9 protein-coding genes are annotated in these 13748 nt (G+C 68.3%); 2 read left to right on the top strand and 7 right to left on the bottom strand.

The annotated features are described in order from the left end of the window. Nucleotides 1–19: 19 nt before the first annotated feature. From ACFZDL_RS08565 to ACFZDL_RS08545, 5 genes are all read right to left on the bottom strand, one after another. Nucleotides 20–508, bottom strand: coding sequence for a hypothetical protein (locus tag ACFZDL_RS08565; protein WP_353589794.1), 489 nt, complete (start codon nucleotides 506–508; stop codon nucleotides 20–22). 37 nt (nucleotides 509–545) lie between these two features. Next, a complete protein-coding gene (locus ACFZDL_RS08560; RefSeq protein WP_353589793.1) occupies nucleotides 546–1364 on the bottom strand; it encodes an SGNH/GDSL hydrolase family protein in 819 nt (272 codons plus the stop codon). Then, nucleotides 1351–1920 carry a PadR family transcriptional regulator gene (locus ACFZDL_RS08555; RefSeq protein ID WP_353590089.1) on the bottom strand — a complete coding sequence of 190 codons (570 nt, stop codon included), beginning with the start codon at nucleotides 1918–1920 and terminating at the stop codon, nucleotides 1351–1353. The genes ACFZDL_RS08560 and ACFZDL_RS08555 overlap by 14 nt, the downstream gene beginning before the upstream one ends. Nucleotides 1921–2043: 123 nt before the next feature. Next, nucleotides 2044–3270 (bottom strand): MFS transporter, encoded by a 1227-nt coding sequence (locus ACFZDL_RS08550; RefSeq protein ID WP_353589792.1) that lies wholly within the window; start codon nucleotides 3268–3270, stop codon nucleotides 2044–2046. Nucleotides 3271–3516: 246 nt separating this feature from the next. Beyond that, complete coding sequence (locus ACFZDL_RS08545; RefSeq protein ID WP_391190730.1) at nucleotides 3517–6207, bottom strand: BTAD domain-containing putative transcriptional regulator; 2691 nt, start codon at nucleotides 6205–6207, stop codon at nucleotides 3517–3519. 357 nt (nucleotides 6208–6564) lie between these two features. Here ACFZDL_RS08545 and ACFZDL_RS08540 point away from each other — a divergent pair, with 357 nt between their 5' ends. Beyond that, on the top strand, nucleotides 6565–7596 hold the full coding sequence (locus ACFZDL_RS08540) for a hypothetical protein (protein WP_353589790.1): 1032 nt from the start codon (nucleotides 6565–6567) through the stop codon (nucleotides 7594–7596). A gap of 92 nt (nucleotides 7597–7688) precedes the next feature. Here the strand turns inward: ACFZDL_RS08540 and ACFZDL_RS08535 are convergent, their stop codons facing one another. Then, nucleotides 7689–8339, bottom strand: a complete 651-nt coding sequence (locus ACFZDL_RS08535; RefSeq protein ID WP_353589789.1) for an FMN-binding negative transcriptional regulator — start codon at nucleotides 8337–8339, stop codon at nucleotides 7689–7691. Continuing rightward, nucleotides 8285–9724, bottom strand: coding sequence for a SidA/IucD/PvdA family monooxygenase (locus ACFZDL_RS08530; protein ID WP_353589788.1), 1440 nt, complete (start codon nucleotides 9722–9724; stop codon nucleotides 8285–8287). Before ACFZDL_RS08530 ends, ACFZDL_RS08535 begins: the two co-directional genes overlap by 55 nt. A gap of 404 nt (nucleotides 9725–10128) precedes the next feature. On the opposite strand from ACFZDL_RS08530, the gene ACFZDL_RS08525 reads away from it, so the two are divergent. After that, nucleotides 10129–13748 (top strand): amino acid adenylation domain-containing protein (locus tag ACFZDL_RS08525; protein ID WP_391190727.1); only part of this gene is annotated, 3620 nt, incomplete at its 3' end.

The following is a 13748-nucleotide window of genomic DNA, read 5'->3' as shown; positions in this document are numbered from 1 at the left end:
GCGTCGACCGTCTGCCGACTCACCCCACCGGCGGGGAGGCAGGCTCGACCTCGAGGTAACGGCGGCCGCGTGGCCCTCGGTATTCCAAGGCTTCCCAGCCCAGCCGGCGCAACGCGGCCACGCAGCCCCTCAACTCGTCCTGAGCCGCGTACGCGGCACCGCTGCCCGGCGGGCCCAGCCACTCGACCCGCACGATGCCGGGCTGGTCGGTCGCGCTGACGCAGTATCCGGTCGCGACGCGGCGCCCCTTCGCGTCGGTGGCGGACGGCGGAACGCCGGCGGCCTCGAGGGCGAGGGCCACAGCGCGCACCGGCCGGCGCCGTTCCCATTCCGCGGGCGCACGCTCAGGGGGAGCGGTGTTCATCAGCCGCCGGATCTGCAGCAGTCCCTCGAACGCCGCCTGAACCGCGGCTTCCCGCCCTGGGCCGCTCCCCGCGGGGAGCGGCCCGGCGCCGGTAGCCACCTCGAACCCGGCAGACGCCCGGCCGGCGTCGTCCTCACCCGACATCCGCTGCTCCCTTGCCGTCCCGTGGCCGATGCTGTCCTTACGTGGGTTCGCGTTGAGCGATGTCTGCCGGGGACGTGGGCATGGCGCCAAGGGGCAAAAGCTGCGGGCGCTTCGCGGTGCGGCCGTCGCCTGAGGACTGACCGCGCAGCCGGCGCCCGACCCAGGGACCGAGGAACGCCGCTGCCCAGCGCAGTTCGGCCGCTGCGGCGTGCAGGCCCCTGGGGACCGCCTGTGGCGGCAGGGGGCGCGTCCAAGCGTCGTCGCTTCCGGGCAGGTGGATGGCTTCGGCCAGGGCAGCGGCGATCCGCTCGTGGCCCAAGGGGCTCGCGTGGAGTCGGTCCGCGCTCCACAGCCGTGGGTCGGTGGCGATGGCGTGCCGGGCGGTTTCGGCGACCGTGACCCCGTGTCGGGCGGCCGCGGCACGGATGCGGGTATTGAGGTGGAACACCCGGGACCTGATGGGCCGGGCCAGGGGCGCGATCTTTCCCACGTCGGGGAAGGTCAGTGTCACCACCTGGGCCCCCGCCGCCGTGAGCGCGGCGAACATCTCCTCCAGGTGCCCGGCCACCTCCGCGGCGTCGAACCGGGGCCGGAGCAGGTCGTTGACCCCGGCGACCACGGTGGCCAGATCGGGGCGCAGGGCGAGGGCAGGCTCCAGCTGTTCAGCGTGGACCTGGGCGGCGACACGCCCTCGTACGGCCAGATTGGCGTAACGGAGCCCGGGGCTGACGGCTGCGAGGTGCTCGGCGAACCGGTCGGCGAAGCCGCGCAGGCCGCCGAGGTCGTCCCCGTCGCCCAGCCCCTCGGTCTGGCTGTCGCCCAGGGCGACGTAGCGCACATATTCACCGCTCGGCATGAGTCGTCTTCCTCTCCCGCAGGACAGTCGCGATCCGCAGGCACCAGTCCCGGTGGCCCTGCTCAAATGCCAAGCCGCGCAGGCACGTGAGATACGGACCGATCCGCGTGCCTCGGCGCAGGAAATCCTCTTCGTCCGCGTCGCCACGCATCTGCCGCAGCAGATTGCCCAGAAGTTCGATCTTGGCGTCGGCCGCGGATGCCCGCTCTTCGAGCTGCCCGATCACCGACGCGGTGCCGATCCGGTCGGCGACCTGGACCTTGACCAGTAGATCGTCGCGGATGAACGAGGGCTTCGACACGGCCGCGGTGAACTCTTCCAGCTCGGCGCGACCGGCGTCGGTGACGTGGAACAGGCGCTTGTTGGGCCGGGTCTCCTGGACCACCTCCCGACCGGCGACCAGCCCTTCCCTCTCCAGCTTGGTCAGCTCGGCGTACAGCTGCTGGGGCAGGGCGTGCCAGAAGTTCGCGACGCCGACATCGAACGCCTTCGACAGCTGGTATCCGCTGTATTCGCCGTCCAGCAGCGCCGCCAGAACGGCATGTCGCAAGGCCATCGAAGCAGCTCCTTCCCTCTCCTCGTCCGCCACCGCATCATACTCAAGAAAATGACTAATCATATCCTTGAGTACACAGATTGCTGGGGTTCCGCCGAAGTGAGGGCACGCCTGTGCGTTACCTCAACGGTTCCTGCGCCGGATCAGCAGCAGCATGCAGGCGACGACGCCGAGGGCCACGGTGGCGAGTCCCGAGCCGCCGAGCGTCGCTCGTGGGCCCAGCGCCGCGGTGAGCGGTCCGCCGATCGCGGTGCCGAGTGGCGATGCGGTGAGCAGGGCCGCGCTGCGGGCCGCGAGCATCGCGGCCAGGTGGTGCGGTGGCGACTTCGCCTGCATGAGTGTCACCGAGAGCGCCACGAACGGTCCGTAGATCGCACCGCCGAGCGTGAACGCCGCGACGGTGACGGCCGTCGGTACGTCGAACCCGAACGGCAGCAGCGAGAGCCCCCAGCCGACCACGATGCCCACCGTCACGGGCCACAGTGGCAGCCGCCGCAGCGCACCGGCCGCGAGTCCGCCGAGCAGCGCGCCGATGCCGAACAGCATCCAGTACAGGCCGAGCAGCGTGCCCGGTGCGTGCAGGTCGTCGGTCACGTGGAGCGGCAGGGCGACCTCGACCGGACCGTACAGCAGGTTGAAGAACCAGGTGAGCGTCAGAAGTCCGAGCAGTTCGGGATGGGATCGCAGCAACGCGAGACCGCCGCGGGCGGCCGCCTGGTCGACGGCGTCGACTTCTCCCGACTCCGGCAGGCGGGTACGCACGACGAGCACGGCGAGGAAGAGGTAGGTGAGCGCGTCCAGGCCGAGCACCAGCGCGGAGCTGACGTACGTCACCAGAACACCGGCGACCGCGGGCCCGGCGATCGTGGCAGCGAAGTTGAGCGAGCTGACGAGGGTGTTCGCAGCGAGCCGCTGCTCGTCGGGCAGCAACTCGGCCAGCAGGGTGTACTTGCCCGCGCTGCCCCACGCGTGCAGCAGGGAGGAGACCGCGAGCAGCACGACGTACAGCGACGGCGTGAGCAACCCCGCGAACCAGGCGAGCGGTACGGCGCCGAGAAACACGGCGCGCACCACGTTGTCGGCGAGCAGCAGCCGTCCGGCCGGCACCCGGCGCAGGCGGCGGCTGAACACCAGCGCGCCGACCACGCCCGGCAACGTGTAGGCGGCCACCGCGCCGCCGACCCACAGTCCCGTGGCCGCTTGCGGTGCGAGCTCGATGGCCAGCCATGCCACCGCGACGAAGCTCATCCCGTCCCCGAGGTACGAGACCGCGAAGCCGAGGATCAGTCGCCGGAACACCGGATTGGCGAGCACCGGCCGGTAGGCGGGGGGAACAAGGCGTCGGAACATCGAGAGGACCTCGTGAAGATGCACCTGGGATCGGTCTCGTCTCAGCTGTCCGCCACTCCTGCGATACGGCGCTCGTCGTCGGTGGCCCCAAGGACGCCGGGGCCACGGTGCGGGAGGACCCTCGTGTGATTGGTGATGTCCATGGCAGCCACGCTAACTGCGGGGCAGGGAGCGGCGCTTCTTGATTCCTGATCCGCCTGGCCATCCTTTTCGCCACGCCCCCACGGCTCGTCGATGGAAGTGTGGCTATGGGCCGTCGTCGTGGCTCCCCTGGCCGAGGGCCGTGAGTTTGACCTGGAGTTCGTCGGCGGCCGGGTGGCAAATCTCGTCAGCGATCTCGAGGGCCTTCCGCCAGACAGGCCCGGCCGTATCAGGCCTGCCGGCGGCGACATGGGTATCGCCGAGATGGTTCAGGATCTCCGTTTCGTTATATCGGTCGCCGAACCGGCGGACCAGGCCGAGGGCCCGCTCGTAGCAGTCCGTGGCGTCGTCGTAGGCGGCGAGGTGATGATGTGCGAAGCCGAGGCTGTCCCATGCCCCCGCCTCGGCGTGCTGGTCGCCGATCTCCTGGTTGAGGGCCACGGCCCGGGCACAGTAGTCGAGAGTCTGCCGGTAGTTGCCGAGCATCGCGTGCAGCCACCCGGCGTTGTTCAGTGCCATGGCCTGCCCGGTCCGGTGGCCGACCCGCTGGTAGAGCCTCAGCGCCCGTTCGTTGTGGTCGAGCGCGTCCTGCCGACGGCCTTGCTGATCGCACACCCACCCCAGGCCGCGGTGGGTGTGCGCTTGGCCCAAGTGGTCCCCGACGTGGTCGTAGATGGCCAAGGCGCGCTGGAAGTGGGTGTATCCGTCGTCGAGACGGCCCATCTGGGTGTTGAGGACGCCGAGGCTGCGGTGTGCGCCTGCCTGTGCCAACCGGTCCCCGAGCCGTTGCGCGGTCTCGAGGGCGGACTGCTGGCTGGCCGCCCAGTCATGCCAGTGGCCCCGGTAGTCGAAGTACGTCTCGAGGGCCCAGGCCAGCTGCCAGACGTAGGTGTCGAAGCCGGCGCTGATCGCCAGGTCGACGGCGGCGAGCAGCACCGGGTGCTCAGCGGTGAACCAGTCCAGTGCCGCGCCGTGGTCGGCCAGACCCTCGGGGGTGACCCCCTCCCGGGGGGTTGTCAGCTGGAGCACGTCGCGGTGCGGGTCCAGCAACCCGTCGGCAAGGCGGGCCGTGTGGAGATAGAAGTCCATCAGCCTGTGCAGTGCTGCCCTGCGGACGGCGGTGGGCCGGCTGAGGCCGCGCTCTGTGGCGTACAGGCGGATGAGGTCGTGCATCCGGTAGCGGCCGGGGGTGTGCTCTTGGACCAGATGTGCGGCCTGCAGCCTGCGCAGGAGTGCGCGTACCCGTGGGATGGGAAGGGCGGTGAGGGCCGCGATGGCGGACAGGCTGATGTCGGGGCCCGGTGCCAGGCCGATGAGTCCGAAGGTTTGCGCCGTGTCCGGGTCGAGGGCGTGGTACGAGGAGGAGAACACGGCACGCAGGTCGGCAATGATGTCGCCGGTGTCCAGGGCGTCGAGCCGCGTGCCGACGTCATGGAGTTCCTCGGCCAGCGTGGCGAGCGGGAAGTCGGGCCGGGTGTCGGCCAGCGCCGCCACGATGCTGACTGCCAAAGGCAAACCCGCACAGTGTTTCAGCAGCGCTTCAGCGGCCTGGGGTTCTGCGGCGATCCGGTGCGGGCCGAGGCGTCGGGTGAGCAGTCGACGGGCCTCCGCATCGGTGAGGACGTCCAAGGTGAGGGGCTGAGCGCCGTGGGCGGTGGCGAGGCCGGTGAGCTGGTTCCGGCTGGTGATGACGACGGTGCACGTCGGGCTGCCGGGCAGCAGCGGGGCGACCTGGGCGGTGTCGCGGGCGTTGTCGAGGACGATGAGCATGTGTTTGTCGGCGGTCAGGCTGCGGAACAACCCGGCCATGGCATCCGAGTCGGCGGGGATTGTCGCGGGGTCGGTGCAGAGCGTTTCGAGGAATCCGCGCAGCACGACCGCCGGTGACACCGGTTTCCCTGAAGGTGAGAAGCCGCGCAGGTCCGCGTACAGCTGCCCGTCCGGGAACCGCATCTGCTGATCGTGAGCCCAGCGCAGGGCCAGCCAGGTCTTACCGATGCCGCCGGGGCCGCCGATGGCTGAGATCACCACCGTACCCCCCTCCCGCGCCTCGGCGTCCAGCATGGAGTCGAGCTGGGCGAGTTCGCGGGAGCGGCCGGTGAATGCCGCGGGGGGTGCGGGTAACTGGTGTGGCACCGGACTGTGCACCGCCGCCGTGGCAGGGACGGCGGAGGCGGGCTCTGTCAGGGTTGGATCGGCGGCGAGCATCCGCTGGTGGAGATGTTGTAACGCGGGGCCGGGGTCGATACCCAGCTCTTTCGCCAATCGCCCCTGGACGCCCCGGTAATGGGTCAGCGCGTCCGCGGCCCGTCCGCTGCGGTACAGCGCCAGCATCACCTGGCCGGCCACCCGGTCGTTCATCGGACAGGTTTCCGCCAGGGCGAGGAGTTCGGGCAGGATCTCGCAGTGCTGTCCCAGCCGCAGCTGCATGTCGGCCAGGTCCAGCCGCGCAGCCATCCGCTCACCGTCCAGAAGCTCGCGCTGCGAGTTGAACCAGGGGGTGTCGGCCTCAGCGAACGCCTTCCCCCGCCACAGGCTCAGGGCCTCCGCCCACAGTGCGGCAGCCTGCTCCCCGTCGGCCAAGGAGCGAGCCCGGCTGACCAGGTCGCGGAAGCGGTGCACATCCACTGCGGCTGGATCCGCTGTCAGCCGGTAGCCGCCGTGCTCTCGTGTGATGTCCGCCGCGACCCGTGCCAGCACCTGCCGTAGCCGGGAGATATAGCCGTACAACGCGTCCGGGCCGTGCCGCGCGGCGGCCTCCCCCCACACCCGGTCCACCAGCACATCCGTTGGCACTGCTTTCCCGGTGTCGACGAGCAACGCTGCCAGCACGTGTCGTTGTCGTGCGTGTCCGATGGACACTGCCGCATCGTTCCGCCATACCGTAATGGGGCCCAGGACCCCGAACCGTACCGCCATCCCCGTCCTCATACGGTTGATCACTTGAGCAGTGGTTCTACCCGTCGCTGAACCAACGGGTCCAGCTCGATTCCAGATTTTCCGAAGGTTTCCACAAGGCGGCCTCGACACGGTGGGACACCAGTTCAGTACAGCAGGAGCAGCAGGCCGACCTCCCGTCGGCGGGGGCATGCGGCGGACTTGTCGCGAGCCGCGCGCAGCGGGGCGAGTGGGCCGAATGGGGGAGGCCGTCTCGTGGCAGACTTGTTCGATGGAACCCAGGTTCGGGAACCGGACGACGGAAGGGAGGCCGCGCCTGCCTCCATCGCCGAAGTCCGGCCCGCTTCCGTGCCGATCGAGGCCCTACGACTCGGGGAGTCACCGAGGTTGCTCGAGCCCGACCGGCAGCACATCGAGGCTCTGGCCCAGATGGATGAGCCGCTGCCACCGATTCTGGTCCACTGGCCATCGATGACGGTCGTGGATGGAACCCACCGCTTCCTCGCCGCCCGTCTGCGCGACCAACAGGCCGTTGAGGTCTGTTACATGGAGGGCGACCGGGAATCGGTCTTCGTCGCGGCGGTCAAGGCCAACAGCGCACATGGCCTGCCACTGACACTCGCGGACCGCACGGCGGCAGCCGCTCGCATTCTCCGCTCGTACCCCGCTTGGTCGAACCGGGTGATCGCGGGTATCACCGCGCTCGCCGCGTCCACGGTGGGCGCGATCCGCGAGCGGGAATCGGCGGGTGAGCAGCTCGACAGCCGGGTCGGCCGGGACGGGCGGGTGCGCCCGCTCAGCACGGCCGCGGCTCGTCAGCTGGCCGGAACGCTGCTGGCAGAGCGGCCAGGTGCCTCATTGCGCGAGATCGCCTCCGCGGTCGGGCTGGCACCGGCCACCGTGCGGGACGTTCGAGAACGGATGAAGCGTGGCCAAAGTCCCGTGCCCGCGAACGAGCAGGCGAAGGCGACGGGCGGCCGTGGGACCACGGTGGCCGTGACGGGGAGGGTTGAGGCAAGCGGCCGACTTCCCGGATGGGACGACCGGGACGCCGCCCAGCCGCTCCAGATCGTCGAACGGCTCCGCCGGGATCCGTCACTGCGATTCAACGAGGCTCGTCGGCAATTGCTGCGTTGGCTCGGCTCGCACGCCAACGGCATCGCCGAGTGGCACGGATTCGCGAAACAGGTACCGCCGCACGCGACGGTCGCGGTGGTGGCCTTCGCCCGAGCCTGCGCCCGGAACTGGATCTTGTTCGCGGAGGAGTTGGAACGACGCTCGGTCTGAGCCGGCTCGGAGGTGTTCAACTGCCCTCGGGGGTGTTCAACTGCTCGGAATGAACAGTTGAACACCAGCGCCCGGCAGGCATCCGACGGGGTTCAGGCAAGGCCGTCGGCAGCGGCGCGTTCGACGAGATCAGCGAGTTCCTGCTCCCGTGGGCAGGCACGAAAGGCATCGACCACCTTGGCCACCGTCCTGGGAGGCTGCTCCTGGCTGAGCTTGAACATGCTGTCGACGCCACGGACCTCCATCTGAAATCCGCCGATCCCGGGCAGCAACCGCTCGAAGTACTCCAGCGAGCCGTTCATGTCCCAGCCAGTTCCGACCTCCCGTTCGAAGATGCGCACGGTGGCCCGTACGAGCTGCCGCAGTTCCTCGGGGTCGTCGATCATCTCTATCGCGCCGTGGATGTGCACCGAGCTGAAGTCCCAGGTCGGCGCGGCGGGGGAGGTGCCGTAGACGGTCGGGGACACATAGGAGCCGGGACCCTGGAAGACCAGCAGCGCGTGCTCTGTCTCGGAAAGCGCCTTCCAGTGGGGGTTGAGCCGGTTCATATGGCCGCGGATGTGCCGGCCGATCAGGTCTTCGCCCAAGTGGTCGTTGTCGGCATCAGCGGCGAGGACCACCGGCAGGTGGGTGGCACGGGGCTGGTCAGGACCGTTGGTGACGAGCAGGGCCAGCGGATGTCGGCGGATCAGGTCGATCGTCCAGGACGGATTCGGTGCTCGGTACTGGTCAGGGACGTACATGGCGATGGCCTTTCCTGTCGTTCTGTCGCCCCGGCTCGGGTGCTCGGCATCGAGCCGGGACCGGCGAGAGATTCGACAATGGACCGGACTATTTCTCCCGATCGAACGGCGGCGGTGGACAGTAGTGAGGAGGACAGTCCGTGGGTGTGTTCGGTGCCGCCCTGAAGATAAATTCCGCATTCGGCCGATCCCACTGTGACCACCCGGTGGTCGCGCTGAACCCGCAGCCGGCCTGTGGCGTCGCGCTTGCACAGATCCGCCGTGGTGCCGAGCACCGTCAGGGGATCCATGGGCCGATAGCCGGTCGCGAAGACGACCAGGTCCGAATCGAGCTCGCGGTGCCCGCCAGTGGACAGGTGCTCCAGATGGAGCCGCACCCGGTCCGCCGATGTTTCCACCTGCCGCAGCGCGGTCATCCGGTGCATATGCAGCCGCCGGCGCCCGCGCACTGTCTCCCTGTAGAGGCGGCGGTACAGATCTTCGATGAGATCGGTGTCGACCACCGAGTAGTTGGTGTTCGCATGGTATTCGAAGAACTTCTGCTGAACCGGTGGGGGTGCGAAATAAAACTCGTCCACGGCCTCCGGATCGAATATCCGGTTGACGAATGGCGAGTCGTCGGCGGGACTGTAGCCATAGCGTGAGAGCACGACGTGGACAGCCGCATCGGGGAAGTTCTCGTGCAGATGGGCGGCGACTTCCGCGCCACTTTGGCCGGCCCCCACCACGGTGCACACCGATGGAGCCCCGTCGATGTGCCGGAGCCTGGTCAGGAACTCCGCACTGTGCCAGAGACGATCGGAGCGTTCGACGCCCGGCGGCAGCGAGGGGACGATCCCGCTGGCCACCACCAGATTGCGGGTCCGGCGGGTCACCAGGTCACCTGCCTCGTGGGAGACGACGTCGAGGTGACCGACCACGCCTTCCGTGTCCACCGGGCGGACGTCCACCACCTCGGAGCCGTACCGAACCAATTCGCCGAACTGGTCGGCCACCCACTCGAGATAGTCATGGAATTCGGTCCGCAACGGGAACAGTGTCTTGTGATTGATGAACGGGACCAGTCGGCCGCAAGCGGACAAGTACTCCAGGAAGGTGAACCGGCTGCGCGGATTGCGCATTGTCACCAGGTCCTTGAGGAAGCTGATCTGCATGGTCGCCGACTCGAGCAGCATGCCCTCGTGCCAGCCGAAGACCTCCTTGCGCTCGAGAAATCCAGCCCGCAATGGGCGCTCCGGCATCTGTGCGTTTTGCTCGTCGACCGCCACGGCGAGGGCGATGTTGGAGGGCCCGAAGCCGACTCCGAGAATGTCGTAGACCGCATCTTCGGAAATACCCGGTTCACTCGAAGTCGGTGAACCATCGTCTATTGGGTACGACTGCATTATTGTCAGGTCCCGTTCTTCCGGCCTTCCTGAGTGATGCGAAGAACAGCTATCACTGCACAGCCTCCGGCGCATCGTCAAGGATTGCCGACAGCATGGGTTGTTACTTGTGGACATGGCGTAATGGTGCTCTCACGACCGGCCTTGACAAGGTTGCAAGCGTTGGCAAGGATCCTCAAAAGCGACCACCTCCGAGATGACTCTCTCCCGCGAAAGGTCGCTGCCCCGTGTAATGACCGGCCACCCGATGACCGCCGGTCGGCAGGCCGCCCTTCCCCGCAGCCGGTCGCATCGGCCTGCTCCCGCCGACCCGTCCGTTCCTCTCGGGTTCAGACGAGAAGTCGACGTCAGCAAGCCACCGGCTGCCCGACTGGACACACGTCGCCTCTTTTGTGGAGTCCTCCTTGACCAGCAAAGACATGCCGCTCCCCGAGCCCTTCGACACAGGCGGCGAAGACCTCGCACAGGTGCCGCCCCCAGCCGCCTGGGGACGGAACGAACGGGGCGACGTCGAGGACGCCACCGTGCCCGCGCTGTTCGAGGCCCAGGTCGCGAAAACACCCCATCGCACCGCGTTGGAGGACGGCGAACGGGTCCTGAACTATGCGGAGTTGAACCGTAGAGCAAACGAGCTCGCGCACTGGCTGATCGACCGCGGTGCCGGCCCGGGCGACCTGGTTGGGGTGGCCCTGCCGCGCTGCGCCGAGCAGATCGTCGCCGTCCTCGGCATCATGAAGGCAGGCGCCGCCTACCTGCCGATCGACACCGCCTATCCGGCCGAACGGATCGGCTTCATGCTCGCCGACGCCGAACCGATGGTGCTGCTCACCACTGCAGAACTCACTCCCCGCCTTGCCGCTCCCGGCCGCGAGGTGCTCGCGGCCGAAGACCTCGCGGACACGGTGGCCGATCAGCCGTCCGACAACCCCACGGATACACAGCGGCGCACGACACTGCGGCCCGCGGACCTGGCCTACACCATCTACACCTCCGGCTCCACCGGCCGCCCCAAGGGAGTGGCGGTAAGCCACACCGGCCAGGCAAGTCTCACCACCGCGATGAGAGAGCGCTGTCGGGTCGCCCCGGACAGCCGGGTGCTGCAACTTGCCTCGCTCGGCTTCGACGCCTCGGTATCGGAGATCTTTGTCGCGCTGACCTCAGGCGCTGCCCTGATACTGACCAGCAGTGACGTGTTGAGCGGTCCGGAGCTGCGCCGGACGATTGAAGACCGGCGGATAAGCCATGCCTTCGTCACGGCCTCGGTGCTGGAGACACTGCCCCCGGCGAGCGAGACGGAGCTGACCGGGCTGCGCACCCTGACCATGATCGGCGAGGCATGCCCGCCCGAGCTGGTGCGGCGGTGGTCCCCGGGCCGTCTGATGATCAATGCCTATGGCCCGACCGAGTGCACGGTATACGCCACTGCCAGTGCCGCGCTCTCCGGTCGCCTGGTGCCGATCGGACGGCCACTTTTCAACGTGCGCGTTCACGTCCTGGACGAGACGCTCCGGCCCACGGGGGTGGACGTCGTCGGCGAACTGTACATCTCCGGGCGCGGGGTGGCCCGCGGCTACCTGAATCGGCCCGGGCTGACCGCCGAGCGCTTCGTCGCCGACCCCTTCGGCGAACCTGGCGACCGGATGTACCGCACCGGCGACCGGGGTCGCTGGAACCGCGACGGGGAGCTGGAGTACGTCGGCCGCAGTGACGACCAGGTCAAGATCCGCGGTGTCCGCGTCGAGCCCGGAGAGGTCGAGGCCGTGCTGCTGGAGCAGCACGCCATCGCGCAGGCCGTGGTGGTCGCCCGCAGTGACGAGTCCGTCGGAGGCACCCGGCTGGTGGCCTACGCTGTGCCGGCCACACCCGAGGGCTTCTCCTCGGAGGCGCTCCGCGAGCGGTTGCGGCAGCTGCTGCCCGGCCACATGGTCCCCGCCGTCGTGCTGCCACTCGACCGCATGCCGACGACACCCAACGGCAAGGTCGACCGGCGAGCCCTGCCCGCCCCCCATTTCGCCTCGCTCGTCACCGGGCACGCCCCTCGTACGGCCCAGGAGGAGCTGCTCTGCACCCTTTTCGGCGGGATCCTCGGACTGAACGGCGTGGGCGTCGACGACAACTTCTTCACCCTTGGCGGCCACTCCCTGCTCGCCACTCGCCTGCTGAGCCGCCTGCGCGCGGAATTGGACGTCGATGTCCCGCTGCGCGTCCTGTTCGAGGCACCCACTGTGGCCCAGCTCGCACGGCGGCTGGACGAACACCACGGTGCGGTTCGGCCCGCGCTCGCCCCCCGGCCCACCGCCGCCGTGCTTCCGCTCTCCTTCACACAGGAGAGGCTTTGGTTCCTCCACCAACTGGAGGGCCCCTCCGCCACGTACAACATCGCTCTCGCCGTACGCTTCGACGGCAGCCTGGATCAGAGCGCCCTGCAGTACGCACTGAATGCGGTGATCGCCCGCCATGAGCCGCTGCGCACGGTGTTCCGGGAGACCGGTGGTGAGCCGGTGCAGCACCTGCTCACCGCCGAAGAGGCACATGTCGAACTGACCGTCCGGCGGATCGCGGTGGACGAACTGACCGTCGCGTGCGACCGAGTGGCTCGGCGTACCTTCGACATTCGTACCGATGTGCCCTTCCATGCCGAGCTGTTCGTCGTCGACGAGGGCCAATCGGTCCTGATGCTGGTCATGCACCATATTGCCGCGGACGGCTGGTCGCTGGCTCCGCTGGCTCGCGACCTCATGGCCGCCTACACCGCCCGACGGAACGGCGATGAGCCCGACTGGCCCGCACTTCCGGTCCGTTATGCCGACTACACGCTGTGGCAGCGCGGCCTGCTCGGCCGGGAGAGCGACCCCGAGAGCATCTTCAGCCGGCAGTACGAATACTGGGCCGAGGCACTGTCGGACCTTCCTGAGCAGGTCACGATCCCCGCTGACCGCTCTCGCCCTGCCATCGCCACCTACAACGGTGACACTTTCGAATTCAGCCTGGGCGAGGATCTGCGACGCTCCCTGACAGAACTCGCCCACCGGACCGGTGCGACCCTCTTCATGGTGCTGCAGGCTTCGATGGCGGCGCTGCTGACACGACTGGGCGCCGGCACCGACATCCCGATCGGAAGTGGGGTGGCCGGGCGTACCAACGAGAGCCTGGACGACCTGGTGGGCTTCTTCGTCAACACCTTCGTGCTGCGCACCGATACCTCCGGCGACCCCTCCTTCACCGATCTCCTGGCGCGCGTGCGGCAGACGAGCCTGGCCGCGTATGCACACCAGGACGTGCCGTTCCAGTATCTGGTGGAGAAGCTCAACCCACAGCGCTCGGCCGCGCTGCATCCGCTCTTCCAGGTGGCACTGGTCCTGCAGAACAACGCGGAGGCCTCCTTCATCCTGCCGGATTTGCACGCCGACTCGAAGATCTGGCCCACCGGTTCCTCGCGTTTCGACGCCTTCATCAGCATGTCCGAGAAACGGGACCGCGAGGGGATGCCCGCCGGACTGGCCGGCACCATCGAGTACGCGACCGACCTCTACGATCGTGCCACCATCGAGGCCTTCACCACACGGTGGGAACGCTTGTTGCGGGCCGTGGCCGACGACCCGTCCCGGCCGATCAGCTCACTTGACATTCTGACGGAGGACGAACGAGAGCGGCTGGACACATGGTCGGTTAATGTGCGTTCTGATGTTGTTGATGTTTCGTTGGTGGGGTTGTTTGCGGCGCAGGTGGCGGTTGTTCCGGATGCGGTGGCTGTGGATTGGGGGGATGGGTGTTGGAGTTATGGGGAGCTTGATGTGTTGTCGAATCGGATTGCGCGTTGGTTGGTGGGGCGGGGTGTGGGGGTTGGGGATGTGGTGGGGGTGGTGTTGCCGCGTGGGGCTGTGTGGGTGGCGGTGGTTTTGGGTGTGGTGAAGGCGGGTGCGGGGTTTTTGTCGGTTGATCCGGAGTATCCGGTTGAGCGGATTGCTTTTGTGTTGGGTGATGCGGCGCCTGTGTTGGTGTTGGTGTCGGGTGATGTTGGTGG

This window comes from Streptomyces sp. NPDC007917 (genome assembly GCF_042959105.1).
GTDB lineage: Bacteria > Actinomycetota > Actinomycetes > Streptomycetales > Streptomycetaceae > Streptomyces.
This window is presented reverse-complemented; position numbering and strand designations above follow the sequence as displayed.